20 protein-coding genes are annotated in these 26,245 nt (G+C 40.8%); 7 read left to right on the top strand and 13 right to left on the bottom strand.

Features of this window, described 5'->3' with window-relative positions; all coding sequences use genetic code 11:
* Positions 1–33: 33 nt before the first annotated feature.
* Complete coding sequence (locus C9J45_RS11030; RefSeq protein WP_146144323.1) at positions 34–2,508, bottom strand: hypothetical protein; 2,475 nt, start codon at positions 2,506–2,508, stop codon at positions 34–36.
* 653 nt (positions 2,509–3,161) lie between these two features.
* Between C9J45_RS11030 and C9J45_RS11025 the strand changes: the two genes are divergently transcribed.
* Together C9J45_RS11025 and yjjX are read left to right on the top strand one after the other, a co-directional pair.
* On the top strand, positions 3,162–3,803 hold the full coding sequence (locus C9J45_RS11025) for a helix-turn-helix transcriptional regulator (protein ID WP_045128392.1): 642 nt from the start codon (positions 3,162–3,164) through the stop codon (positions 3,801–3,803).
* Between the two features lie 146 nt (positions 3,804–3,949).
* Positions 3,950–4,465 (top strand): inosine/xanthosine triphosphatase, encoded by a 516-nt coding sequence (gene yjjX / locus C9J45_RS11020; RefSeq protein WP_107292522.1) that lies wholly within the window; start codon positions 3,950–3,952, stop codon positions 4,463–4,465.
* Positions 4,466–4,513: 48 nt separating this feature from the next.
* Here the strand turns inward: yjjX and trpR are convergent, their stop codons facing one another.
* Both trpR and sltY read right to left on the bottom strand, forming a co-directional pair.
* The gene (gene trpR, locus C9J45_RS11015) at positions 4,514–4,831 is read right to left on the bottom strand and encodes a trp operon repressor (RefSeq protein ID WP_107207326.1); all 318 of its coding nucleotides are present in this window, start codon (positions 4,829–4,831) and stop codon (positions 4,514–4,516) included.
* A 156-nt stretch (positions 4,832–4,987) separates the two neighbouring features.
* The gene (gene sltY / locus C9J45_RS11010) at positions 4,988–6,937 is read right to left on the bottom strand and encodes a murein transglycosylase (RefSeq protein WP_107207307.1); all 1,950 of its coding nucleotides are present in this window, start codon (positions 6,935–6,937) and stop codon (positions 4,988–4,990) included.
* 263 nt (positions 6,938–7,200) lie between these two features.
* Between sltY and ettA the strand changes: the two genes are divergently transcribed.
* Both ettA and C9J45_RS11000 read left to right on the top strand, forming a co-directional pair.
* Positions 7,201–8,868, top strand: coding sequence for an energy-dependent translational throttle protein EttA (ettA, locus tag C9J45_RS11005; RefSeq protein WP_107246717.1), 1,668 nt, complete (start codon positions 7,201–7,203; stop codon positions 8,866–8,868).
* Between the two features lie 183 nt (positions 8,869–9,051).
* Complete coding sequence (locus C9J45_RS11000; protein WP_107292521.1) at positions 9,052–10,035, top strand: M23 family metallopeptidase; 984 nt, start codon at positions 9,052–9,054, stop codon at positions 10,033–10,035.
* A 66-nt stretch (positions 10,036–10,101) separates the two neighbouring features.
* Here C9J45_RS11000 and radA read toward each other — a convergent pair whose 3' ends face one another.
* The gene (gene radA / locus C9J45_RS10995) at positions 10,102–11,496 is read right to left on the bottom strand and encodes a DNA repair protein RadA (RefSeq protein ID WP_005369493.1); all 1,395 of its coding nucleotides are present in this window, start codon (positions 11,494–11,496) and stop codon (positions 10,102–10,104) included.
* A 147-nt stretch (positions 11,497–11,643) separates the two neighbouring features.
* Between radA and C9J45_RS10990 the strand changes: the two genes are divergently transcribed.
* Positions 11,644–13,995: a PilZ domain-containing protein gene (locus C9J45_RS10990; protein ID WP_107292520.1), complete on the top strand. Its 2,352-nt coding sequence runs from the start codon at positions 11,644–11,646 to the stop codon at positions 13,993–13,995.
* Between the two features lie 90 nt (positions 13,996–14,085).
* Here the strand turns inward: C9J45_RS10990 and serB are convergent, their stop codons facing one another.
* Positions 14,086–15,051 (bottom strand): phosphoserine phosphatase, encoded by a 966-nt coding sequence (serB, locus tag C9J45_RS10985; protein WP_107292519.1) that lies wholly within the window; start codon positions 15,049–15,051, stop codon positions 14,086–14,088.
* Positions 15,052–15,384: 333 nt separating this feature from the next.
* Between serB and C9J45_RS10980 the strand changes: the two genes are divergently transcribed.
* The gene (locus tag C9J45_RS10980; RefSeq protein ID WP_107290864.1) at positions 15,385–15,999 is read left to right on the top strand and encodes a YtjB family periplasmic protein; all 615 of its coding nucleotides are present in this window, start codon (positions 15,385–15,387) and stop codon (positions 15,997–15,999) included.
* A gap of 90 nt (positions 16,000–16,089) precedes the next feature.
* Here the strand turns inward: C9J45_RS10980 and deoD are convergent, their stop codons facing one another.
* The 6 genes from deoD to C9J45_RS10950 form a co-directional block, all read right to left on the bottom strand.
* Complete coding sequence (deoD, locus tag C9J45_RS10975; protein WP_107207301.1) at positions 16,090–16,812, bottom strand: purine-nucleoside phosphorylase; 723 nt, start codon at positions 16,810–16,812, stop codon at positions 16,090–16,092.
* 172 nt (positions 16,813–16,984) lie between these two features.
* A complete protein-coding gene (locus C9J45_RS10970; RefSeq protein WP_107207300.1) occupies positions 16,985–18,205 on the bottom strand; it encodes a phosphopentomutase in 1,221 nt (406 codons plus the stop codon).
* Between the two features lie 10 nt (positions 18,206–18,215).
* A complete protein-coding gene (deoA, locus tag C9J45_RS10965; RefSeq protein WP_107246723.1) occupies positions 18,216–19,547 on the bottom strand; it encodes a thymidine phosphorylase in 1,332 nt (443 codons plus the stop codon).
* A 211-nt stretch (positions 19,548–19,758) separates the two neighbouring features.
* Positions 19,759–20,535 carry a deoxyribose-phosphate aldolase gene (gene deoC / locus C9J45_RS10960; RefSeq protein ID WP_107207298.1) on the bottom strand — a complete coding sequence of 259 codons (777 nt, stop codon included), beginning with the start codon at positions 20,533–20,535 and terminating at the stop codon, positions 19,759–19,761.
* A gap of 588 nt (positions 20,536–21,123) precedes the next feature.
* Complete coding sequence (locus C9J45_RS10955; RefSeq protein WP_107207297.1) at positions 21,124–22,413, bottom strand: NupC/NupG family nucleoside CNT transporter; 1,290 nt, start codon at positions 22,411–22,413, stop codon at positions 21,124–21,126.
* Between the two features lie 221 nt (positions 22,414–22,634).
* The gene (locus C9J45_RS10950; RefSeq protein ID WP_107292518.1) at positions 22,635–23,417 is read right to left on the bottom strand and encodes a TatD family hydrolase; all 783 of its coding nucleotides are present in this window, start codon (positions 23,415–23,417) and stop codon (positions 22,635–22,637) included.
* 216 nt (positions 23,418–23,633) lie between these two features.
* Here C9J45_RS10950 and prfC point away from each other — a divergent pair, with 216 nt between their 5' ends.
* Entirely contained in the window at positions 23,634–25,223 is a 1,590-nt protein-coding gene (gene prfC / locus C9J45_RS10945; RefSeq protein WP_107207295.1) for a peptide chain release factor 3, read from the top strand.
* A gap of 74 nt (positions 25,224–25,297) precedes the next feature.
* On the opposite strand, the gene rimI is transcribed toward prfC, so the two are convergent.
* Both rimI and C9J45_RS10935 read right to left on the bottom strand, forming a co-directional pair.
* On the bottom strand, positions 25,298–25,753 hold the full coding sequence (rimI, locus tag C9J45_RS10940) for a ribosomal protein S18-alanine N-acetyltransferase (protein WP_107207294.1): 456 nt from the start codon (positions 25,751–25,753) through the stop codon (positions 25,298–25,300).
* On the bottom strand, positions 25,743–26,144 hold the full coding sequence (locus C9J45_RS10935) for a DNA polymerase III subunit psi (protein ID WP_107207293.1): 402 nt from the start codon (positions 26,142–26,144) through the stop codon (positions 25,743–25,745). The genes rimI and C9J45_RS10935 overlap by 11 nt, the downstream gene beginning before the upstream one ends.
* Positions 26,145–26,245: the final 101 nt, after the last annotated feature.

Raw genomic sequence — 26,245 nt, 5'->3', positions numbered from 1 at the left:
ACTCGAAAGAGTCGGCCTTTTTATTATAAAAAATTAATTATTTAACTTAAGGGAATAGTGTTTATTAAACAATGCTTTTTCTATTTTACTTACATGCCAGAAGTTTTTGTTTTTAACTTTCCCAAAAAGTACATCATTTAATTCAGTTGTATGCCAATACTTTGGATCATTAAACTCTTTATCAAGATTAAGTTCCTGATATTCATCATTAGCTTTTAATGGTTCATCCGTAACACAAGCCAGACCCTGGTAGTTTAACAATTTCGTCATTCCATAATGTTTAGCAACCATTTCATCCATAGTGAGGTTAAGTTGCCAAATAACATAACTTCTGGGACCATCTGATGCCAAATATAGTTTTTTCGATAAAGACGCTAACTTATCCGCATCATATAAGTATTGCCATAATTCACTATACTCATCTTTCGTTGCTAAATGGTTATTTAAAGGGCAAAGGCTTCTAATTCCCCAGCCATTTGCTTCTCTATCTAAAAGCCTATCACTGAGAATAGTAAATGTTTTATTTTTTATCTTATATTGCTTCGATGTTGTTAGTTCAAACTTACTTATTTTCTTAGTGGCAATGAATTTTAAATCACTCGATATAGCTCTTAAAAATAAAGGACACTTAGGGGCATCATCATAATGGATAACAACAGAATCATTTTCATAAGAGTCATAATATTCAAGAGAGTAGTTCCATTGACAAGACGTTAAAACATCAAGTTTTACATTTTTTAATTCAGCGCCTGTTTTAGATAAAAATTCGATGTTAATTGTATTATCATCTATAAATTCAGTGTCTAATAATAAATCAGGAATAGGATTTAAAGGTAATTGCGTTCTCTCAATATCAGTTAGATCATTTGAAACGAGACTTGCTGAAAAATAATCAGCAAAACCATATGTCATGCCACTCGCGTGCCCATAACCAAAGCCATGAGCGATTTCATGATACCAAATCGTGTACGCTGAATTAGTAAAATGCCTGTACTTACTATACTCAGGTTTAGTGTACTTGTAGTAAATCGAAGCCCACCCACCTGTCGTTGTTTCAAATAACGATAAGTTTGGCGTACTTCCCCCTCCAACGCCTTCTGCTTTATATTCATTTCTCATCACTTTTAATGTCAATCGGTGACCTTCTGCACCAAATCGCATTAAATTCCTTTGTGAAATAGGAAGTAAATCGTCACTATAATTATCACAATCTTCATTATTTAGACTGCATCGTCGTTCAAAAAAAGCCTCTTTTTCTTTTGTATAATTAAATGTATTCGCCAATAAGTGCATATTAGCTAAATAGACCTCAATAATTTTTCTTTCTACTTCATCAGGTAAAGAATAACACGCTGTACCATCGCCTTCTTTTTCAGAACATAAATCTTGATAAGGTCCTATTATCATCTGAGGGTTAAACATTTTAGTTTGGCTTTCAAGTTTAATATCAGCTGGAGATACAGAATAAAAATCGAGCACTCCAGAGCTATATGGGGGTAATTGTTGTGATAATTGTATTAGCACTATATTATCGTCAAACTTAACAGAAACCATTTTTAAAGGTAATGATGTTTTATTATCTATGTGCCAGTAGCCATCAATATAATTGAAATATATATCTGTGAAGTTAAATTGATGGCTCGGTTGATTGCTTTCAATGTTAGTGATAACAGCATCGACCATCGGTGTTTTTTTCGGTGATACCAGCAAGTTTGTCTCAGTATATTTTACATTTTCATATTTAATCGATGTCAACGGTTCCTTTTCAAATAAAGCTTCTATTTTACAATCGTTATTAACACGATCAATGGTATAAAAATCACCATTTAATTCACCGTTACAACCTTTTATAGAGATCAGATTATTAAACTTACTAGGGGATATACTTACATTAATTTGTTTATCTTTTTCAATATGAAAATCTGATGGTAATAGCTCACCATCACCCTCAATGTTAGATGTTACGTGATATTTTTTCTTCTTAAATTCAGCATTAATGTTACAACTACTTATATCATTAATAATATAATATTCATTATCAAGGTAACCGTTACAGCCAGAAATTTTATGTAATATATATTGAGTATTATCTTTTATTATAAATCGATTTTCTTTATCAAATACTAATAAATCTGAATGAGAAACGGTTACACCATCAACTGAAACAAGTAGGTTAATATCTTGTTTTTTTTCATTTTGATCCGGTCTCGGAAGCGTCTCATCTCCTTCTATATTCTCATCAACAACTGTTGAACCTTCAGGCTGAGGAGAAACATTATTTTCTATGTCTTCATCAACAACCGTTGAACCTTCAGGATGAGGAGAAACATTATCATTTATAACGGAAGGGTTTTCTGGGGGTAATGCATCATTACTGTCAACAACGTCTTGCTCATTAGAGCGGGCAAAAGACTCTACATCAGATAAAGGTCCAATATCACTTTTTTCATTATCTTCCTTACAACCAAACATAGCCAAAAGCATAATTGAAACCACTATATATCTCACCAACCATTCCCTTAATCAATACAATTCAACCAAGAGCATACAGGCTGCGCATCTAGATGCATAACAAGTAATAGTGTATTCGATGATTCCTTAGCTCAACCTCTCATCTACAACTTAAACATTAATTTTATTGAAATTATCATGGCAGTCTTTGTTGATATTCAAAATTCCTTCTATGATGATAATCGCACTTACACTTATTCCAAGAGAGAATAGTCAAGTTCTTTAATATTAAATATCTATTAATAAACACAATACCGATTAAATACCTACAAACACTAACCAATGCGGTTATTAATATCCATTTCAAATAAAATATGCACCAGAATACATATCAATCCTTAATGAGACATCATGAAAACCAATCAAATTTATTAATATAATTATTTTAATCAATACCTTATAATCACTAACCACTATTACAGTGACATTTCATGCAGTATTAGCGATATTCTCTTCTAGTTACTTTTTTTTAATCGCGCATTTTGTCCCTTTTTTTACCCATATTTCCCTCAGGGTATATTTCTTTACCTAGATAAATCTCACTTTTGTTGCTTAAGGGATTCCTTTATTACAATAATAAGTAAACTCAATTATGACTTTTAAGAATGCCCTTTTGCATTCACCTTATTTTAAAGCAGGAAGCTAATGTTATGGAATATTTAGAGAGAATTAAGCGTTTAGCTAAGGTTCAAGGTATTAGCCAAAAACAACTTGGCGAAGCTCTAGATCTTCAACAAGGCACGATGAGCCGTAAACTATCCGGCAAGTACGGCATTGAAGTTCGTGAACTAGAAAAAATTGCAGATACATTAAATACCTCTATTGGTTATATTTTAACAGGTCAGGTCGATACAGGTACTCAAGCAACAACAACAATCAGTACTGAGTTAGATAGTGCCGCGACATGCACTTACATCCCTGTTATTCACCGTAAAGACTTTTCAGCATATAACGACGGTAGCTCTGTCGAGGTGATCAGCAAGCGCGCTATCCCCCAGCACCTAGAGCGTGAAGAGTGTTTAGGCCTGTTAATCGATAACGAAAATATTTCACAATGTGCGCCTGTTGGTAGCTATGCGCTAGCGACAAAAAAAGCCGATTACCGTCCTAAGCAACCTGTTTTTGCTTCTGTTCGTGGTAGTGAGCCTGATTTTTACCATATGACGCAACTCGCTGATGGTGTTGTATTCTCTACATCACAACCTGATTTTCCTAACTTATTCGTTAATAACGATGAGTTTCAAATTCACGGTTACATCATCCAATCTGATTGGGCTTACGATCGCCTGTAATTATCAGAAAACATCGAATATACGAAAGCCTGCGAGAAATCGCGGGCTTTTTTATTTTCCTTTTCCCGATATCATTTCAATAGTTTACCGACTCAATATCTTTCCAGTACACTGAGACGCATTCGATTTGATTTAGGTATTCACTCATGCAAACAGTTATGGTCGCTTCAACCAACCCAGCAAAAGTTGCTGCTGTACGCGATGCTTTCTCTCTCGCCTTTCCTCTGCTTTGTTTTAATGTTGAAGGTATTGCGGCCCAAAGTGGTGTTCGAGATCAGCCCCTTACCAGTGAAGAAACCTTGTTGGGCGCTCGAAATAGGGTAAAACACTGTCGTGAACAATGTCCTGATGCTAACTACATTGTGGGATTAGAAGCGGGGGTTGACGACAAATTTACCTTTGCATGGATGGTGATAGAGCATGACGGGCAATATAGTGAATCACGCTCAGCATCATTACCGTTACCGCCATTAGCCCTTGAGAAAATACAACAAGGCATGGAATTAGGTGACATTATGGATGAAATGTTTAACCAACAAAATGTGAAACAAAAAGGCGGAGCGATTGCGATGCTCACCAATGATTTATTAACGCGAAGCTCGGTTTATCAGCAAGCGTTAATCTTGGCTTTGATCCCTTTCCTTAATCCGCAATTGTTCTAATAAAAAATAGGATATTGTTGAAATAACAATATCCTATTTTCAACATGATTATTGCTCTGGTTTATTCTGCGCAAGAAAATTCGCTAACCATGCTTTTGTTTCATCATCCTGATGTTTTAACTCATTAGAACCTCGGGTGATTGTAGCAACACCGACCCCTAATAATTCACTGATCTTACGCTGACTACGTTCACCATTGAGTAATTCATGGACGATATTCACACGTGAAATTAATGCTTCTCGCTCATCATGAGTTAATAATACTTGGAATAACAACGCATCTCGCTCCTCTGCAGAAGCATGGCGGATCAAATCAAGTACATTCTGCCACTCGGTGAAGTCAGGGCTATCAGAAGTTGTTGTCATAGTTACCTCATCAGGTATGTCATCTTGCTGCAGTGTACCTTGATAATCTATCGACACCAAGATATCAGCCAGTAATTCTCGATATTACAAATAAGAAAAAGCCGAGTGTCACAACACTCGGCTTTTATGGTTAATCACGATAGTAAGTCACTGTTATTAATAACGGGCTTTTAACTCTTTCTGCGTTAATAACGGTGCCTTTTTACCCATTAGTTCATTGTAGTACACATCGAACATAAGCACATTTTGCACATAACCTCGGGTTTCATTAAATGGAATTTGCTCAATAAAGCTATACACATCTAACTTACCGTCGGTCTGTTTTCTCCACTGTTTTACGCGACCAGGCCCTGCGTTATACGAAGCAAAAGAATAAATACGATTATCGTCATTGTTATCTAGCATCATTTTTAGGTAGCCACTGCCTAAGCGAATATTAACGCCAGGATCAAATAAGCTTTCTTTACCAGCATAATCTCGGCCTAATTTCTTCGCTGTATGCGCTGCTGTTGCTGGCATTAATTGCATTAAACCACGCGCACCAACGTGTGATTGCGCATGAATATTTAAGGCACTTTCTTGTCGAGCTAATGCCATCATGGTAGATGTCGGTATACCCCGTTTTTTACTAAAGAAGTCAAACCACCATTTATGCGCGAGTGGGAAACGAAGTGCCATATGATCCCATAATTTACCTGAAATCGTCGCCTGAACCGCTAAGTGATGCCACTTATGTTTTTCCGCATATACCGCTAACTCACGTTTAGTTTGTACCCCTTGTACTCTCGATAATAAGTAGCCCCATTCACGGTTTGCTGTTATTAGCCTATCAGTATCTATTAACTCACCAATACGTTTTAAGGTCTTAGTATAAGGTTGAATTAACTTAGTCGATGTTGGCCCTTTTTGATTAGGGTATACAATCGGCTTATGTAAGATTGTTGCAGCAGCAGCACTATAAAAATCACGCTCACCTAACAGTGATTGATAAATTTTATCGGCTTGCTTCTTTTGCCCTTTTTTCGCAAGTAGCTGCGCTTGCCAGAATGTCCAACGAGAGCTGTCTTTCGCCTCTTTTGGCAAGCGATTGATCCACGTTTGTACGCCGCTCCAATCCGCTTCACGGATCGAATTACGAATACGACGTTCTAAAATACTCACGTTTTGGCTCGTTTTCAGTTTGCTATCACGCCATTTCGCTAACGCAGGATCACTGGTTGACATGAGTCGTGATGCCACCGCATCAGCCAATGCTTGCTTGGTTGCTTTATCAAAATGCTGGCCCGCAACCACTTGATTATATGAAGCAACAGCTTGCTTAACATCAGCACGCGCTAAGCGATAATAGGCCGCTTCAGTTAACGCTTGGTTGAACTTGGTCACTTTGCTCTGTTTAGCAAAATCAGCCACACCTTGAGGCTTATCTAATAGCGCAAGGATTTTGTCGCCCGTGGCTTGTGAACTGCCTGTTAGTTGCTTATCAAGATAGGTAGCTAAACTCTTATTCCCTTTCTTAAACGCTAGCAACATACGATCAAGAATCAAGGTATTAGTACGTTTACCCGCAGCCGTCCATGCTTCTAATAATGGGTCACAAACCGCAGGTAATGTTCCCCCTGTCTCCCACAGTTTCTCTACTCCCGCCCATGCTTGGCTTGCATGACCGGTTTGGCTCTTAGCATAAAAGTAAGAACATTTTAGAGAAGTACTACTTGGCTCTGTTGGCTGCATCGATAGGAAGTCACGCCATTTCTCAGCCCCTGCAAGATCAGACAGGTAGTTACGCTGAATGGTTTGGCTAAAAGGCAATGCCTTATATTGGTTAACAAAGGTTTTTACTTGGCTAGGTGTTTTATTATCTAAGTCTTTATTAAAGAGACGGTATTCCAAGTAAGGGTATAGCGGATACCCACCTAATTTACTTTTGTTGGCATTAAATACCGCCATGTTATTGTTATCAAACGCTGTTTGCGCCTGATCATACCAAGTACGCTGTTGCTCTAACGAGGCTGCCTGCACGGTAAACGTGCTAATCATGCCCAGTGATAACAGTGCAATCGAAAAAATATTGGGGGAAGTTGGAATGCGTGGCACTAGAAGCTCCATATCAAATAGATGAAAGTAGAATCCCAGTTGCTTGGGCTAAACGGTACCAGCAACTACATCTGAGACAATCATATTAGCAAATAATTCATAAGCCTATTCAGATAATGGAATAGCCTTTTGTTACATTTATGCGAAATCAACCTGCTTTTTTGAGTCAGTTTTTTTATTGCTCTCGCCACCAAATATAAACAATTCTGTTAAACTTCAGTCCAGAACAGGTAAAATATTCCCTTTCATTTTTTAAGTAGAGATCACACACGGATATGGCTGATTACGTCTATACCATGTCGCGAGTGGGAAAAATCGTCCCACCTAAGCGTCAAATTCTAAAAGATATTTCACTGAGCTTTTTCCCTGGCGCTAAGATCGGTGTCCTCGGTCTAAACGGTGCAGGTAAATCAACATTACTACGTATCATGGCGGGTATCGATACTGATATCGAAGGTGAAGCACGTCCACAAGCAGGCCTAAAAATTGGTTACCTACCACAGGAACCAATCCTAGACGAAAGTAAAACGGTACGTGAGATCGTTGAAGAATCAGTGTCTGATGTAAAAGAAGCACTGATCCGTCTTGACCAAGTATACGCAGCTTACGCAGAACCTGATGCAGATTTTGATGTACTTGCTAAAGAGCAAGGCGAGCTTGAAGCACTAATCGAGACCAAAGATGGTCACAACCTAGGTATGCAACTTGAGCGTGCAGCAGATGCACTTCGTCTTCCTGAATGGGATGCTGTGATTAAGAACCTATCCGGTGGTGAGCGTCGCCGTGTTGCTATCTGCCGTCTACTGCTTGATAAGCCTGACATGCTCCTACTTGACGAACCAACCAACCACTTAGATGCTGAATCTGTGGCATGGCTTGAGCACTTCCTCGTCGATTACAGCGGTACTGTTGTGGCTATCACGCACGACCGTTACTTCCTAGATAATGCTGCTGGCTGGATCTTAGAGCTTGACCGTGGTGAAGGTATTCCATGGCAAGGTAACTACTCTTCATGGCTAGAGCAAAAAGATGCACGTCTAAAACAAGAAGCATCTCAAGAGCGCGCGTTACAGAAGACTATCGAGAAAGAACTTGAGTGGGTACGTCAGAACCCTAAAGGTCGCCAAGCGAAATCGAAAGCACGTATGGCACGCTTTGAAGAGCTACAAAGCAACGATCACCAAAAGCGTAATGAAACTAACGAGCTATTCATTCCACCAGGTGAGCGTCTAGGTGACAAAGTTATCGAAGTGAACAACCTAACCAAATCGTTCGGTGATCGCGTACTTATCGATGACTTATCATTCAGCATGCCTAAGGGTGCTATCGTTGGTATCATCGGTGCCAACGGTGCGGGTAAATCGACCCTATTTAAGATGCTAAGTGGTACAGAGCAACCTGATTCAGGTACTATTGAGCTAGGTGATACTGTGAAACTGGCATCGGTTGAGCAGTTCCGCGATAGCATGAACGACAACAACACGGTTTACCAAGAGATTTCTGAAGGCGCTGATATCATCAAGATCAACAGCTTTGAAATCCCTGCGCGTGCATACGTGTCTCGCTTTAACTTCAAAGGTAGTGACCAACAAAAACGCATTGGTGATCTATCTGGTGGTGAGCGTAACCGTGTTCACCTTGCGAAACTACTTAAAGCAGGGGGTAACGTATTACTCCTCGATGAGCCAACCAACGACCTTGACGTTGAAACGCTACGTGCACTAGAAGAAGCGCTACTAGAGTTCCCAGGCTGTGCAATGGTGATCTCGCACGACCGTTGGTTCCTAGACCGTATCGCAACACACATCCTAGACTACCGTGACGAAGGTCAGGTGAACTTCTTTGAAGGTAACTTCACTGAATACGCTGATTGGCTGAAGAAAACGCTAGGCTCAGATGCGACAGAACCACACCGTATCAAGTACAAGCGTATTGCTAAATAAGCAATTCACTCGTGATAAATGAAAAAGAGCGGCTTCGGTCGCTCTTTTTGTTTATTAATAAAACAAGGGAGATAAGACCATTAAACTGCAAGGCTATTACACAAATGAGAGACAGGTAACTAGCAATAATTAATCTAAGCACATAGACTCTAGCTTCAGAAATTGCTCAATGTGTCTTCTTTCATGATGTTTAATATAAAATCGCTTGCTACCCAACTACATAAAAGTAATAAAAAAGCATTACTGATTAATAGTTTTCGTTATGGGGCCCTATTTCTGCTTTGTGGCGCGCTTACCTACAGTACACATGCCATATTTGAGCTTTATACCTCAGCCCAAAGCTCCCACCAGCAAGTCTCTAAACTACAAAAACAAGCCTTAGAGCTCAGTGCATCATTATCTGAAGAAACCGCATTAAATAGAACGTTGAACGCGACAATAGAGCAAAAAAAACAAGCCTTAACAATACTTAATCAACGTATTGATGATATGGAGAGTGTGCTGGGATTAGGTGAAAAAAATAAAGATCTTGATCTTCAAAAACGCGTTAATACCGCTGCGATCAATTCGGCGGTAAAAGCTACCCTGTTTCAGCTTATTCCTAATGGTGAACCCACTCCAAATGTACAATTAACATCAGGGTTTGGTACCCGTGTGCACCCTATAACTAAACAACGAAAAAGGCATGATGGTTTAGACTTTGCGGCAAAAAGCGGGACGCCTATTTATGCCCCAGCCGATGCGGTAATAGAAAAAGCGAAGAGCAGCAAACATGGTTATGGTAATCAACTGATCTTAAATCACGCCATGGGATTTGTATCGACTTACTCCCATATGAGCAAATTTAATGTCAAAGCAGGACAATTTGTGAATAAAGGGGAATTGATTGGCTGGACAGGAAATTCAGGTCTTTCCACAGGCCCTCATCTCCATTATGAGATCCACTTTTTAGGAAAACCGTTAAATCCACGTCCCTTCGTCAATTGGGATATTAAAAACTTCGACACGATCTTTAAAAAAGAACCCAATGTGCAATGGGCATCCTTACTCGACACGGTGGGTAGTATGGTTGAGATGCAGATACAGCTTGCTTCTAAAAATCATGAAGCAACATTTCAAACCGTTAATCAGCCGAAATCAAATCCCAAACAAACCAACACACCTTAACGGTGAGCGATAACGAAAAACGAGAGGCACGGTTCTTTATTCAAAAGAAACACCTCTCGCATTTCATTAATTGATCAGATCTAACAGCTCATGAATGGTTTTGACAGGCGTGATCTTCGCCCCTAAGCCTTCCATCGATTTATGGTAATTACGGTAAGGGATAAAAATTTCGGTAAAACCATGCTGCGCTGCTTCTTTTACCCGAGGTACACCGCTATCAATTGGGCGCACATCACCGTTAAGACTGAGCTCTCCCATAATGCACGTAGTACGCGGCACCACAAATTCATTCAGACTACTTAACAACGCCGCCACCAGCGCCAAATCAATACAGGTTTCCGACTCGTCAATTTTCAAGCCGCCAACAATATTGAAAAAAGTATCGTGATAAATCTTGGTCTTCGCATGTTTACGTAAGATCCCCGTTAGCATCTTTATCCGGTTCATATTCAACCCCACACAAACACGCTGTGGAAACTCGCCTTCAGTTTCAGTGGTTAAACACTGGATCTCTAACAATAGGTTACGGTTACCTTTTCGAATACAGGTAATGGCAGAGCCTGAAGATTCTGTTGTTGAGCCAGATAAAAAGATCTCACTTGGATTATCAACACTGAGCATACCGCGCTCTGTCATACGGAAAATACCTACCGTATCAACATCACCAAAACGGTTTTTATTGGCACGCAATGTACGTACCTGCCCATCATTGGTATCAATGTGCAGCAGAGAATCGACAATGTGAACAAGGGTCTGAGGACCGGCAATTTCATTGTTTTTATTCACATGTGCGATCAAAAACATCGTCACATTATTTTGTTTACAGTACTGCGTTAATGCTTGCGCTGCTGCCTTTACTTGCGATGGCGAACCCGGGCTACCATTGGCAAGCTCTGTTGATACCGCCTGAATGGAGTCAATCACCGCAAACTTGATTTGCTTAACTTCAAGCTCTGCGATGATCGCTTCAACACTGGTTTCCGCCATCAGATATAAATTATCTTCATTGCAATTTAACTTAAGTCGGTTTACACGGTTCTTAAACTGCGACAGAGATTCTTCTGCTGTACAGTAAAGTGATGGCATCAGCTGTGACATCCGAGAAACCAGATCTGACAATAGCGTTGTTTTACCCGCCCCTGGATCACCAGAAATAATATTCACTGATCCCGTCGTTAAACCACCGCATAACACACGATCAAGCTCGCCAATGCCCGTTAGCATTTTTTCAGCTTCAACGGTTTCAACTTCATTGAGTTTTTTAGAACCGCCCCCCACAACACCCGCATAGCCGCCAATACTTGAACGTGCCGAGCTACTGGTTAAGCCAGACTTGGTGTTAGGGATCGTAAATTCAGTGATCGTATTCCACGATTTACATCCAGAGCACTGACCTTGCCAACGAGCAAAGTCCATCCCACAATCACTACAAACATATGCTCGTTTTGCTGCTTTTGCCATTCTTTACCCTAAATGTCTAATCCATCGAATAAACCAATATTATTCAATGTAAACCTCAACTTAAATGTGAATTTTTGTTACTTTACATTAAACTTTTATCACCATTAGCAGATAATACTATCAGTGAATCTTTTAACAGAAAATAAAATGCAGTTGGACGATTACAAAGCACTCATAGAGCAACTACTACCTGCTTATGGAAGTGAAGATTTCCACCAAGTTTTTGATAGTTTAACCAGTAATGAATCAGGGCCGATCAAACTCCGTATCAAAATGGAAATTAATCGGTTAATGGCCCCGTGCAAAAAAATCATTGATTTACGTGGTCGTGTAAAAGGTCAATGCCGCTCTTATACTTTTAATGGTCAAACCCATTGGCTTGATGATGTTGCTATTAATATTCTTCACCGCCGTAGTAAGGTCTTCAATAATCAATATTGCGTTGGTCTCTATGAGGCCTTGGTGAACACGCATAATAATTTTAGAGAATTACATCAACAAGGTGAGCGTGCAACATCGACGGAGAAAAAAGTAACCACAGAGTTATTTACCGCTAATTTGATCCGTTTTGGTCATTATCTCCATCGAGAAGAAAACCGACTGCAAATTAGCACCCCCGTAACTATCAGCATTCCTTTTAATCAACAGATCTGGGGAATGACAACGGATCTTTCGTCATCAGGAGCGAAATTTAAAGTCCCTTCGGCCTTTAGCTATCGGTTAGGACAGACTATTGATGCTTACTTCCCACAATTGGCAGAAATACACAATGAGCCTCTTTTAGAGCAACCTCATCGCTATCGGGTATTAGGCATTGATGATAACCCTGAAGACGCTAGCTTTAAATGGCTACGTCTCATTGCGCTAAGTGAAAATGAAGCGTTAAAAAAGCTGATCATCGCTAGTCAAAATAAAGGCATACTCCGCCATCGAAATAATCATGAAGATAAAATTATTCAGGCGCGTACCCAAGGCTATGAACATTGCTTTCTTAAACATACCGTCGGGCTGCCTCTCTTTTTCTCTGATACTGAGCTTAAATACGCTTTACTGACCGATCACAACCGTTATTTATGGCAATACTGGCACGATGAACGTAATCAGCCTGTGATCAATCAATTATTATCAGAGCAGCGTATTGCTTCACTTGGACATAAAGGGCTAAAGCAATCTAGCACCTTAATTTATTGCTTCCATCACGATCATCAAGGCCACCGTTATTTTTATTCTGCCGCTTTACCTGAAATGGACCAAGAACAACGCCGTATTTTTTGGCAATTAGGCTCGCACCGTGATAGTTGGCGAGTGATGCGGTTGACGGTTTCCCCTTTACGTCAACAAGAGCTTGAGAAGCTCAATGATGTTGCCCCTGAAATGATTGAGAAATTCCAAGATCTCACCCATGTTGGGGTTCTGCAAGATATCACCCATAAAAATACCCAATCAGATTATCATTTAACGCAGAAATCAACGTTATCCAGCCAAGCGATCAACCCATTTAGACATCCTAAAAATCCGGTTTGTTTGGCTGAAGCGATCCATTTTGATCCAAAACCTCAACGCAGTGAATCACGTTTTAGCTATAAAACAACGATCTCGTTATATCAACAAGGGCAATTAATTAGCCATGGCCATTCTATCGACTTTTCGAGCCGTGGACTCAATATTAATCTTGATACGCCATTTCGCTGTAAAAAAGATGATCACGTTACGATTAAATTTGAGCAACTACAGCGCTTGGCTAAACTCGACATCTTAACCCGTATGCCCTATCAAGTGATTCGGACTAGCCCTAACGGAAAAAATATCCAACTTACGATACGAGATAGTCAAGAATCACGCATCGGTGAAAAGTTTTTACGTAAACTTATTCAAAATAATGAAGAAAGGTTCGCTCTTTGTGAGGAGCAACTTCCCTCGCCTGCTATGTTACTTGCTATGCACCAAATGCTATTAACCCGTTTAAATAGCATTCCTTATTTTGCCGAAAAGATAGATCACAAAATAAAAGTCAAAGCTGTTGGATCAAACTTTCCACTGTCGCCACTCGCTGATATTTTTTATCAGCTGGGCGAGCAAAAACATTTTGAACTTGGCTTACTGTTTAAGCGTCGAGTAAATGAAATGTTAGCTTATCCAATGCGCCCTATCGAGAATATACGTGAACCTTATGTCCATGAACTCTATATCGCTTTTGAGCAAATTGATGGCAAGGTAAAAAAGATAGCAGTTAAAGCTAGCTATGAGTTTGAAAGCGTCGAAGAGCGTATTCGCTTTATCTCATTTGCACGAAAAAGCGGTAGCTTTATCGCTATTCGTGTCACCGCCTTACCTATTTTTAATCCTTTAACAGCATTAATTGGTGAAAAACTGAGTGAATTAGCGCGTTTAACTCTCCATCGAGCACGAGCTTTAGAAGCCGAATTTATTTCTTTGATCGGTTGCGGCGAAATCTTTGATATAACAGATGAAGTGTTAGTTCGATTAGAGATCAGCTAATAACGCTTTTCTTTAGCCATTAAAAAAGCCGTTGATCGTTTCTATAATAAATAGAGACAATCAACGGCTTTTTATCTATTTCTAAATGACTTACCAGCTTAGTCGTTGAGGTACGAGCGATGCTGATAAGATACATAAAATACCACCGAGATCAGCGTGGCGGATCACGGCAGGTGCTTGTTGTTCAACTTTCGGTTTCGCGTGATAAGCAATCCCTAAACCTGCCGCTTTCATCATCACCAGATCATTTGCTCCATCACCTACAGCGACCGTATTGTGTGGTTCGATATCATATTGCTCAGCAAGACTTTGCAAGATATTCGCTTTTGCTTGCGCATCCACCACATCACCAAGAACATTCCCCGTTAATTTACCATCAACGATTTCTAATTGATTTGAGAACGCCCCAACTAAGTCTAACTCTTGCTGTAAATAATCAGAGAAATAAGTAAAGCCACCAGATGCAATCGCGACTTTCCACCCATAGGCATGCAATGTTGCCACTACTTCACGCATCTCAGGCATAAAGGGTAAGTTTTCTTTTACTTGAGCCAATATCGCTTCATCGGCACCTTCGAGTGTACCAACACGTTGACGTAAACTCTGCTCAAAATCGAGTTCACCTTGCATCGCTCGCTCTGTCACTTCAGCGACTTGCTCTCCCACACCAGCTAACTTAGCGATTTCATCAATACATTCAATTTGAATCGCGGTAGAGTCCATATCAAAAACAATTAAACCTGGCTCCGCTAACTCAGGAAGATCGGAAAGCTGGAAGTAATCTAACTGTAATTCAGCCAGTATTTGCTCTGCTTGCTCAGTAAGATCATTCGCAATCGTGAAAACATCATAAGATCCCACTTTCCAGCCAGCCAGCAATTGAAGATCACCGTGTACTGCACTATTTAATAATTCAACATCATAATGGCTAATATTTTTCCCATAAAATAACCATTGCGCTTGGCGTTTATCACCATTGGTTACCGTTAATAATTGTGGGAAACGTTTATACAGCGTGGGGTGTTTTTTTATTTTCAGCACGTACTCAATATCCATATTATTTATCCTAAAAGTAACTTATTGCTATATTACGATGATTTAAATGGCAATATCGTAATAATGGTGCAATTTGTCGCTACTTCTTTACAAACTACCGATACTGATAGTGAAGAGCAACCCAAAAATGTTACTAAACTGTAATGAAACATAGTTAATTTTCACTTATTTATCTTAAATAAATACAACAAAAAGAGTAATTATTTATGACTAAATATCAGAACGGACATTTAACCATCTGTTTTTATTACTAATAAATCAAATAAACAGGGATATTCTTAACGACTCTATTATCGTGTAAAATACCATCAGAACACAGCAAAGGTTAACTCGATGATAAAGTGGAAAAAGAAACGCTGGCAACATCTAGGACGGCTTTCTGTTCTCCTATTATGTGGCTTAGTATTAATTGGAATGCTGGAATACAGCGCGCTCTTAACCCAGCGTAACTACCAAATGCTAAGTGAGCAAACTCAAACATTGTCACGTATGTTAGTACGACAAGCAGCAGAAAATGCAGCCAGTGATATTACGGATAATAACCAAGATAAATTACAAAAATTGGTGAATAACTTATCCGATGAGCCATTAATTTTGGACGCCACTATCTACAATATTGAAGGTGTGACCTTGGCGAAAACTGATAACTCAATGCCATTGACACAACTGACAGGGCTATCAACACCGCTTGCGATGGCCAGCATTGGTCGCCAGCAAATTGTTGAGCCTATTTTTGCTAATAAGCATGTGATTGGTTTTGTTCGTATTACGCTTGAGCACAATAAACTGTTAGCCAATGCCAAAGACCAAATTCATTATATGACCCGTATTATTCGAGGCTTAACACTGGCTTCATTGATGATTGGGGTGTTGCTTGCTTTTACCTTCGGTCGCAGAAAAGACATCTGGCACTTTCCGTTTTTTCTTACCGCAAACGCGAAAGATTAAATACGGTTGTTAATCGCAGGCAAATTAACAAGATAAAAAAAACGGAAACAGCCGAGCTGTTTCCGTTTTTTTGTACGTAATCAGTAAAGATTATGCTTCTGCATCACCTAAGATCACAGAATCTAACGCGATTTCAATCATCTCGTTGAATGTTAATTGACGCTCTTCCGATGTTGTTGCTTCGCCACGTAGGATGTGATCAGAAACAGTACAGATAGTTAATGCTTTAGCACCAAACTCAGCTGCAACACCATAGATACCAGCCGCTTCCATCTCAACACCAACGATGCCGTACTTATCCATTGTTTTGAAGAATTCAAAATCAGGATTGTAGAACAGATCAGCAGAGAAGATATTACCCACTTTAACTGGGATACCTTTCGCTTTTGCTGCATCTACCGCATTTTGTACCATGCCGAAATCAGCAATCGCTGCAAAGTCATGACCGCCAAAACGAATACGGTTTACTTTAGAATCTGTTGATGCGCCCATACCGATAACAACATCACGTAACTTAACGTCATCACGTACAGCACCACAACTACCCACACGAATGATTTTCTTCACACCAAAATCTTTAATTAATTCTGTTGCGTAGATAGAACATGATGGAATACCCATACCATGGCCCATAACTGAGATCGTGCGACCTTTGTATGTGCCCGTGAAGCCTAACATACTACGTACGTTACATACTTCTTTTGCATCATCTAGGAAAGTTTCAGCGATGTATTTAGCACGTAGCGGATCGCCCGGCATTAAAACGACATCTGCAAAATCACCCATTTCAGCATTAATATGTGGAGTAGCCATAGTTGTATCCTTTTCCTAATTTTAGTTAGCTGTCAGTGTTGAAAATTAATCACTAACGTTTAGCTAAACATGCTGTGATTGCCCGACATTATAAAGTGGAAAATGCTGAACAATCATGTCTTTTAAAGAATAAATAAGGGTAAATAAGATTTACCCTTATTTTAAATTTTAGTTATAGAAACGACTTACCGTATTCCATATCTGTTGTACCGAAGTACTCAGCTAGGCTCTGACCAATATCAGCAAAGCTTTCACGTAAACCTAATGATCCCGGCTTAACTTTAGGACCCGATACCAATACTGGAATGTGTTCACGAGTATGATCTGTGCCCGGCCATGTTGGATCACAACCATGATCGGCGGTAATGATCAGTACATCGTCACCTTGAAGTAACGCTAAAATCTCAGGAAGACGGCGATCGAAATACTCAAGCGCAGCCGCATAACCCGCAACATTACGACGGTGACCATAGGCTGAATCAAAATCAACAAAGTTGGTAAATATAATAGTGTTGTCACCCGCTTGTTTCATTTGTTCAAGTGTTGCATCAAATAAAGCAGGAATACCTGTCGCTTTTACTTTGCTTGAAATACCACAGCCGGCATAGATATCAGAAATTTTACCAATCGATACCACTTCACCTTGTTTTTCATCAACAAGCTTTTGCAAGATCGTTGCTGCTGGCGGCTCAAGCGACAAGTCACGGCGATTCCCTGTACGCTCAAATTGACCTTTACCCGCACCGATAAATGGACGCGCGATAACACGACCAATGTTGTAATCTTCTAGCTCTTCACGCGCAATTTGGCAAAGCTCTAATAAACGCTCTAAACCGAATGTTTCTTCATGACACGCAATTTGGAATACTGAGTCAGCAGACGTATAGAAGATAGGCATCCCTGTCTTCATGTGCTCTTCACCCAAATCATCAAGCACTTGTGTACCTGATGCATGGCAGTTACCTAAGAAACTATCTAAACCTGCACGAGCAAGAATACGATCGGTCAGTTCTTTAGGAAAACTGTTTTCTTTATCGCTAAAGTAACCCCATTCAAACAATACGGGTACACCGGCAATTTCCCAGTGACCAGACGGTGTGTCCTTACCAGAAGAAAGTTCTTGCGCATGGCCATAAGCTCCAGTGATCTCGGAATTTGGATCCATGCCTTCAGGGAAGCTACCGCATGATTCTTCACACGCTTTCGCTAAACCAAGCTTAGTTAAATTAGGTAAGTGTAATGGACCGTTGCGATCGCCATTATTGGCTTCGCCACGCGCACACGCCTGTGCTATATGGCCTAAGGTATTTGCACCTACATCACCAAATTTATCAGCGTCTGCAGAGGCACCAATACCAAAAGAATCTAGCACTAAAATAATTGAACGTTTCATCGTTACTCCATTACACATCTTGTTTGGTGATACGTCGGTAAACTTCAGGTGTCGCTTCAGGTTTGTTCTCATTCACCGTAATATTACTGCGAATCGCTTTCGCTGCTTCTTCCCATTGCGCTTCAGTACGAGCATGTACCATTGCAAGAGGGGTATCAGCGTAAACTTCATCACCTAAACGGATCATGTCGCTAAAACCAACCGCATAGTCAATATTATCGCTAGCAACACGACGACCACCGCCCATACCAACAACCGCCATACCTAAGCCACGCGTATCCATAGCATGAGCAAAACCTGTTGTTTCAGCAAATACTGGTTTTACAATCTCAGTTTTCTCTAAATAGTTGTCATAATTCTCGATAAAATCAGTAGGGCCACCTAAGCCTGCTACCATTTTACCAAACCGCTCAGCGGCTTGACCGTTGTCTAATACGGCCTGTAGTTTTACACGCGCTTGTTGGGTATCAGCTGCTAATTTACTGATCACTAACATTTCAGCACACAGTGCCATGGTGACTTCAAACAAACGAGAGTTACGGTATTCACCAGTTAGAAACTGGACCGCTTCACGCACTTCAACTGCGTTACCCGCGCTTGATGCTAATACTTGGTTCATGTCGGTTAGCAATGCAGAAGTACACGTACCCGCACCATTTGCCACTGCTACAATTGATTTCGCAAGCTCTTCAGAGGCTTGGTAAGTTGGCATGAAAGCACCAGAGCCTACTTTCACATCCATGACGAGGTAATCTAAGCCCGCCGCCAATTTCTTCGATAAAATAGAAGCGGTAATAAGTGAGATATTATCAACCGTCGCGGTTACATCACGAGTTGCGTACACACGTTTATCCGCAGGTGCTAAATCACCGGTCTGACCAATAATTGCCACACCGGCTTCTTTGGTTACTTTACCGAAAACGTCATTGGTTGGTGTGATGTTATAACCAGGGATAGCTTCTAACTTATCTAATGTCCCCCCCGTATGACCTAAGCCACGACCAGAGATCATCGGTACATAACCACCACATGCTGCCACCATTGCACCTAGCATCAGTGAAGTAACATCACCGACACCGCCAGTTGAGTGCTTATCAACAATAGGACCATCAAAGTGCATGTATCCCCAATCAATCACCATGCCTGAATCACGCATCGCACAAGTTAAGGCAACGCGCTCATCCATCGTCATATCATTAAAATAAATCGCCATTGCAAATGCGGCGATTTGGCCTTCAGAGACGGTGTCTTTCGCTACACCTTGAATGAAAAAGTTAATTTCATCGGCGCTTAATTCAATATTGTCACGCTTTTTACGAATGATTTCTTGAGGTAAGTACATGCTGTTCCTCTTATTTTTAATTCAGCGAAGTAGGGTCACCAATGCTTAAATTGTGTTTTATTTTGCTTTATTTCTAAATTTTAGGTGCAAAAAAGGCAACAACCGCGAAAATGCAGTGCTGGAAAAAGCCAATTCAAGAATTAGTACGGCATTTATAATGCCGACAAAGAGTTAAAACAAGGTGGCACATCACCACCTTGTTTACAAAGGATTAGTAGCCGCCTTGCGCCGCTTCTTCACCTTCACCTAGTGTGTGTAACAAATTAGCAAGTAAGCTCGATGCACCAAAACGGTAGTGACGGCTATCAGCCCACTCTGCACCAAGAATATCATCAGCCATTGCTAGGTATTGCTGTGCATCTTCAGCAGTACGAACACCACCAGCAGGCTTAAAGCCAACAGTTTTAGCAACGCCCATATCTTTGATCACGTTAAGCATGATTTGTGCGTATTCTGGTGTTGCATTAACAGGCACTTTACCGGTTGAGGTTTTAATAAAATCAGCACCAGCTTTAATTGAGATTTCAGATGCTTGCTTAATTAGCGCTTCAGTTTTTAGCTCACCCGTTTCGATAATGACTTTAAGCAGTACGTTATCACCACATGCCGCTTTACATTGCTTGACAAGTTCAAAGCCAACCTCTGCATTACCCGCCATAAGTGCGCGGTATGGGAATACTACGTCTACTTCGTCAGCACCGTAAGCCACTGCCGCTTTGGTTTCTGCAACAGCAATCTCGATATCATCATTACCATGTGGGAAGTTCGTTACCGTTGCAATACGGACATCTGGCGTACCTTGCTCACGTAGTTGCTTTTTCGCTACTGGGATAAAGCGAGGGTAAATACACACTGCTGCAGTATTACCAACCACTGTTTTTGCATTCTTACAAAGCTCGATCACTTTTGCGTCAGTGTCGTCGTCATTCAGTGTTGTTAAATCCATTAATTTAAGTGCACGTAGTGCAGCAGTTTTTAAATCGCTCATGACTATCTCCAGTCGTAATATTACATTTAAAGCGCTTAGCTATAAGGCTCTAAATATCAGTATAAACGAAGGTAAAGCGCTAATGATTATTCATTAGGCTACCGAATGCAGTAAGAACTACTGCAACAAATGAGCGGACTTGATTCCTTGAAGTTTTAGTAAGTGAATACTTACCAAATGACTTATCCCTATTCCCGCGCAAGAGCCGAACAACTCGCCCGCTCTTACAAATCGCTGTATTTGTTAGGCTCAATAATAGCAAGACCGCCGTCTTAAGCCTATCAAACTTATGTTTCCACCAGTGGATAATGTGTTTACTAAAATAGAGAATCAGAAACAGTTAATGAGCACTTCTGACATCACTATTTACTGCTGAGTCTGATACTACCTGTCTCAACACACTTATAATCTTTAGCATAAGAATAGCAGAGTGGAATATAAGAAAAGGGAACGCAATCGATTTTATGAAGTTAATTTAGAACAATAGCCATAATGTTTACTTTTCCTGTTGATAACCAAAAGTATCAGGCATAAAAAAACGCCCCAATTTTCATTGAGGCGTTCTTCTTTATTCAGTTATCTCTGCAATTACATTGCTAAAGAGATAAACAGACCAGCAATCGTTGCAGACATTAGGTTAGATAATGTACCTGCTGCTACTGCCTTCATACCAAAGCGAGCAATCTCTGCACGGCGACTTGGAGCAAGGCCACCTAGACCACCAAGTAGGATTGCAACCGATGATAGGTTTGCGAAACCACATAGTGCGAATGAGATGATAGCTTTCGTCTTCTCAGTCATTGCAACACCTGTTTGTGCTACAACCATACCGCCATCTGCCACGTCTTTTAAGTACGGTGCAAAGTTTAAGTAAGCCACGAATTCGTTAACAACAATCTTCTGACCAATGAATGAACCCGCCACTTGTGCTTCACCCCATGGCACACCAATTAGGTACGCAAGTGGTGCGAAAATGTAACCTAGGATAAGTTCTAGTGTCAGCTGAGGCATACCAAACCAACCACCAATGCCACCTAGCATACCGTTGATTAGTGCGATTAGACCGATGAATGCTAGTAGCATCGCACCTACGTTTAGCGCAAGCTGCATACCTGATGATGCACCGGCCGCTGCTGCGTCAATAACGTTAGCTGGTTTTTCAACGCCTTCTTCGTCGACACCGGCAATCTGCTCTACAGGCTGCTCTGTTTCTGGCTTGATGATTTTAGCAAACAATAAACCACCAGGGGCTGCCATGAATGATGCTGCAATTAGGTACTCTAGAGGAACACCCATTGATGCGTAACCTGCAAGTACACCACCAGCAACTGACGCCAAACCACCACACATTACTGCAAATAGCTCAGACTGAGTCATTTTAGGAATGAATGGACGAACAACTAGTGGCGCTTCTGTTTGACCAACAAAAATGTTTGCTGTCGCTGACATAGATTCAGCGTGAGAAGTACCCAATACTTTACGTAGACCACCACCAAGGATGTTGATAACAATTTGCATCACACCTAGGTAGTAAAGAACACTGATCAACGCGGAAAAGAAAACAATAACAGGAAGAACGCGTAGTGCGAATACGAAGCCGCCACCACCGAACACTTCAAACATTTTGTCCGATGTTAGACCGCCAAATAGGAAATTGATACCGTCATTACCATAAGCAATAACATTAGCAACTGCCTGAGACATGCCATATAGCACATCACGACCAACTGGTACATAAAGAACGAATGCACCTAATAAAAATTGGATAGCGAACGCGCCTCCAACAGTACGTAGATTAATTGCTTTACGGTTGTCTGATAGTAGTACCGCAATAAGTAGCAGTACAACCATCCCAACCAGGCTCATAAACATGCTCATGGTTTATGTATATCCTATTAAGTTAAGTTTGGCGTCTCGACAATTCGGCTCTATTAAGAGTCGGGCGCATTATACCCATCGATGCGCGGACAAAGTAATGCTAAGTTCACAATTTTGATGCCACAACCATGAAAGAGTTAATCGATACGTGAACACCATCACAAAAAGTTCACCCGTGAAACGCAAACGTTTTACGCAATCGTTTACCTTTTGCACCAAGATCACGATGGGATTTTGAAAAGTTCATGTGCCGTTAAGGTTGTCGCTTCAGTGACAGACTCGATACTTATCCCTTTAAGAGACGCAACAGTATTCATTACATAAGCGATTCTTTCCGGTCTGTTCGGCTGACCTTGGAAACCACAGACGGGCATATCTGGCGCATCGGTTTCTAACACAATCTCAGAGAGAGGTAATTTCGCGATAGTCTCTCGCGTTTTTTTTGCACGCTCATAGGTAATAGTACCGCCAACACCAATTTTTAAGCCTAGATCTATTAATTGAACCGCTTGCTGATAACTGCCACTAAACCCATGATAGACCCCACCTTGAGATGGCGTATCTGCTCTTATGGCTCGCACTAATTCAGGAAAGGCTTTGCGGCAATGCAAAATAATCGGCAATCGATAGATATTCGCTAACTGTAATTGTGCTTGTAACCATGTATGTTGTAATTCTCTATCAAGGGTTTCAATGGCAAAATCTAATCCACATTCACCTACGGCAACACATTTTGAATATGGTTGTTGAAGTGCTTCCTTCAACTCAAAATGTAAACGCTGACAAACATCACTCGTATGCTCAGCACTAAAGAAAGGATGAATACCTAAACCGTAATAAAGTGCGGGATAGCGCTGACATAACAGCTGTACTTTAGCCCAATTCGATTGCCCTACCGTTGGGATCACTATCTGGTTCACCCCTCCCTCTTGCGCCAATGTCAATGCTCGCTTTGGGTCATCATTAAAGGGGGGGAAATCAAAATGGCAGTGGGTATCTATCATAAATATTCCTGTAGTAACTAATACGTAAATAGTGATGATTCAATATAATCTTAATATTATTTCTAACTACCCTTAATGATTCTTATACACCTAGATTGAGTCTCGCGCTAAAATCAGCGACAATAAGCAGTAACTCACTCCATTCATTCTGTTCTGTTGCTTTGCTTGATGTAATACGGCAGCAACGGAGTACTTTTATTAAAAAAGAACACGCTAATGTCGCAAACTCAGTTTCAGGGCGAAGTATCAAAACGTCGTACTTTCGCTATCATCTCTCACCCCGATGCGGGTAAGACCACCATTACTGAAAAAGTACTGTTATTCGGAAACGCTATCCAAAAAGCCGGTACAGTAAAAGGCCGTGGTTCAAACCAACACGCCAAATCAGACTGGATGGAGATGGAAAAAGAACGTGGTATCTCGGTAACTACATCTGTAATGCAGTTCCCATATAACGAGTGCCTAGTAAACCTTCTTGATACTCCAGGACACGAAGATTTCTCTGAAGATACTTACCGTACCCTAACCGCTGTTGACTCATGTTTAATGGTTATCGATGCGGCAAAAGGTGTCGAGGATCGTACTCGTAAGTTAATGGAAGTGACGCGTCTACGTGATACACCGATTGTTACTTTCATGAACAAATTGGACCGTGATATTCGTGATCCAATGGAGCTTCTTGATGAAGTAGAAAATGAATTAGGTATGGCTTGTGCCCCTATTTCATGGCCTATCGGTTGTGGTAAAGAATTCAAAGGTGTTTACCATATCCACCGTGATGAAACGATCTTATACAGCACAGGTCAAGGCCACACAATTCAAGAGCAACGCATCATTAAAGGATTGGAAAATTCTGATCTTGATGAAGCTGTTGGTACAGAGCTTGCGGAACAACTTCGTGAAGAGCTAGAGCTTGTAATGGGCGCATCAAATGAATTTGATGAAGAGCTATTTTTAGCCGGTGAACTAACACCAGTATTTTTCGGTACCGCACTGGGTAACTTTGGTGTTGATCACATGCTTGATGGCTTAACGGCATGGGCACCTGCACCACTTTCTCGCCAAGCGAATGAGCGTGAAGTTGAAGCAACAGAAGAGAAGTTTTCTGGCTTCGTATTTAAGATCCAAGCAAACATGGATCCTAAACACCGTGACCGTATTGCCTTTATGCGTATTGTATCGGGTACTTACACCCAAGGTATGAAGATGAACCATGTTCGTACTGGCAAAAATGTAAGTATTTCTGATGCGGTAACATTTATGGCAGGTGATCGTTCTCGCGCAGAAACGGCTTATGCTGGTGATATTATCGGCCTACATAACCACGGTACGATTCAAATTGGTGATACCTTCACTCAAGGTGAAAGCCTGAAGTTCGCAGGTATTCCTAACTTCGCACCAGAATTATTCCGTCGTATTCGTCTTAAAGATCCACTTAAGCAAAAGCAGCTATTAAAAGGTCTGGTACAGCTTTCAGAAGAAGGTGCGGTACAGGTATTCCGCCCACTGCAAAACAACGATTTGATCGTTGGTGCGGTTGGTGTACTTCAGTTTGATGTGGTTGTTGCCCGTCTTAAAGCGGAATATAACGTTGAAGCAATCTATGAAGGCGTTAATGTAGCAACTGCGCGTTGGGTTGAGTGTAATGACGTGAAAAAACTCGAAGAGTTTAAGCGTAAGAACCAATCTAACCTTGCTCTAGATGGTGGCGATAATCTCTCTTATATCGCCCCAACGATGGTTAACTTAAACCTTGCAAAAGAGCGTTTCCCTGAAGTTGATTTCCGTGCAACTCGTGAGCACTAATCACCTCAGCTAGATAGAACAAAGCCGAGCATCACGCTCGGCTTTTTTATATCACTTACTCACTGATTATTGGCCTAGCCAAAAGGCATAAACATATACGCCATGATCAAGGCATCTTCACGCCCATTTTCCGTTGGGTAGTAATCAATACGGCGGTTAGTTTCATTAAAGCCAGTTGCTTCATAAAGTTTATACGCACCGGTATTACTCTCTCGGACTTCTAACCAAATCTCTTCCGCTTGCTTGGCTTCTAACGCATCAATAAAACCATTGAGTAACACTTTGCCATATCCCTTTCGTTGATGAGCAGGATCAATAGCAATATTTAACAGTGTTCCTTCACCCGCGACTAATTGACCAAAGCAGTACCCTACTACCTGATCATCAACGACTAACACATAGTTTGCTGCAATACGATTTGGCTCTTTACGGATCATCGACTCTGCCCATGGAAAAGCATGAGCCGCTTGTTCAATACGCCAAACATCATCAACATGCTGGGTGTCTAATGGAATAATTTTATACGTCATAACTACAGATCTGTTGCCATAATGCTTTCTTCGATGAAGGATCATTATGCATTAAGTGTAAAGATACGGAATTTAATACCTGACAGCCTGTCGGGTGAGCCCCTTGGCAACCAGCAAACCAACACCATGTTAAATAATGCTCACCGACTTGTTCAACGGCTTCAAGAGGTAAACATAATGCTTGTTCTGGCGTTAGTTTCATACTGCTCAGGATCCGTCCGAAGAGCCAAGCATCATGCTCATTAAGCTCATCATTGGTTATCAGTAGTAACTTGCAATGTTCAGGTAGATCGATAACAGGGATCTCTTGATTGGGAAATATTTCAGGCTTTCTAACCTGCCAATAAGTGAGTCCCATTTCTTGTAGAACCTGAATATCACGTTGTTTCATTCCACACCTGCTATCTTTTCTATCAATCACAGCATGTCTTGAGCACGCTATGAGGAGCAATGAGCGCAGATCCTACCAAATTACGTATCGGTTGTACTCAT

The organism is Photobacterium sp. GB-1, assembly GCF_003026165.1.
Classification (GTDB): Bacteria; Pseudomonadota; Gammaproteobacteria; order Enterobacterales; family Vibrionaceae; genus Photobacterium.
The sequence above is the reverse complement of the archived record's forward strand: the minus strand, read 5'-3'. Positions and strand labels throughout refer to the sequence as shown.

Excerpts from the sequence above, each read along its gene's own strand:
- rimI (WP_107207294.1), bottom strand. The coding sequence starts at position 25,753 with ATGACGTATAAAATTATTCCATTAGACACCCAGCATGTTGATGATGTT.
- C9J45_RS10970 (WP_107207300.1), bottom strand. The coding sequence starts at position 18,205 with ATGAAACGTTCAATTATTTTAGTGCTAGATTCTTTTGGTATTGGTGCC.
- ettA (WP_107246717.1), top strand. The coding sequence starts at position 7,201 with ATGGCTGATTACGTCTATACCATGTCGCGAGTGGGAAAAATCGTCCCA.
- prfC (WP_107207295.1), top strand. The coding sequence starts at position 23,634 with ATGTCGCAAACTCAGTTTCAGGGCGAAGTATCAAAACGTCGTACTTTC.
- C9J45_RS11000 (WP_107292521.1), top strand. The coding sequence starts at position 9,052 with ATGATGTTTAATATAAAATCGCTTGCTACCCAACTACATAAAAGTAAT.
- radA (WP_005369493.1), bottom strand. The coding sequence starts at position 11,496 with ATGGCAAAAGCAGCAAAACGAGCATATGTTTGTAGTGATTGTGGGATG.
- sltY (WP_107207307.1), bottom strand. The coding sequence starts at position 6,937 with ATGGAGCTTCTAGTGCCACGCATTCCAACTTCCCCCAATATTTTTTCG.
- yjjX (WP_107292522.1), top strand. The coding sequence starts at position 3,950 with ATGCAAACAGTTATGGTCGCTTCAACCAACCCAGCAAAAGTTGCTGCT.
- deoC (WP_107207298.1), bottom strand. The coding sequence starts at position 20,535 with ATGAGCGATTTAAAAACTGCTGCACTACGTGCACTTAAATTAATGGAT.
- serB (WP_107292519.1), bottom strand. The coding sequence starts at position 15,051 with ATGGATATTGAGTACGTGCTGAAAATAAAAAAACACCCCACGCTGTAT.
- C9J45_RS11025 (WP_045128392.1), top strand. The coding sequence starts at position 3,162 with ATGGAATATTTAGAGAGAATTAAGCGTTTAGCTAAGGTTCAAGGTATT.
- C9J45_RS10950 (WP_107292518.1), bottom strand. The coding sequence starts at position 23,417 with ATGATAGATACCCACTGCCATTTTGATTTCCCCCCCTTTAATGATGAC.
- C9J45_RS10980 (WP_107290864.1), top strand. The coding sequence starts at position 15,385 with ATGATAAAGTGGAAAAAGAAACGCTGGCAACATCTAGGACGGCTTTCT.
- C9J45_RS10935 (WP_107207293.1), bottom strand. The coding sequence starts at position 26,144 with ATGAAACAACGTGATATTCAGGTTCTACAAGAAATGGGACTCACTTAT.
- deoD (WP_107207301.1), bottom strand. The coding sequence starts at position 16,812 with ATGGCTACTCCACATATTAATGCTGAAATGGGTGATTTTGCAGATGTC.
- trpR (WP_107207326.1), bottom strand. The coding sequence starts at position 4,831 with ATGACAACAACTTCTGATAGCCCTGACTTCACCGAGTGGCAGAATGTA.
- C9J45_RS10955 (WP_107207297.1), bottom strand. The coding sequence starts at position 22,413 with ATGAGCATGTTTATGAGCCTGGTTGGGATGGTTGTACTGCTACTTATT.
- C9J45_RS10990 (WP_107292520.1), top strand. The coding sequence starts at position 11,644 with ATGCAGTTGGACGATTACAAAGCACTCATAGAGCAACTACTACCTGCT.
- deoA (WP_107246723.1), bottom strand. The coding sequence starts at position 19,547 with ATGTACTTACCTCAAGAAATCATTCGTAAAAAGCGTGACAATATTGAA.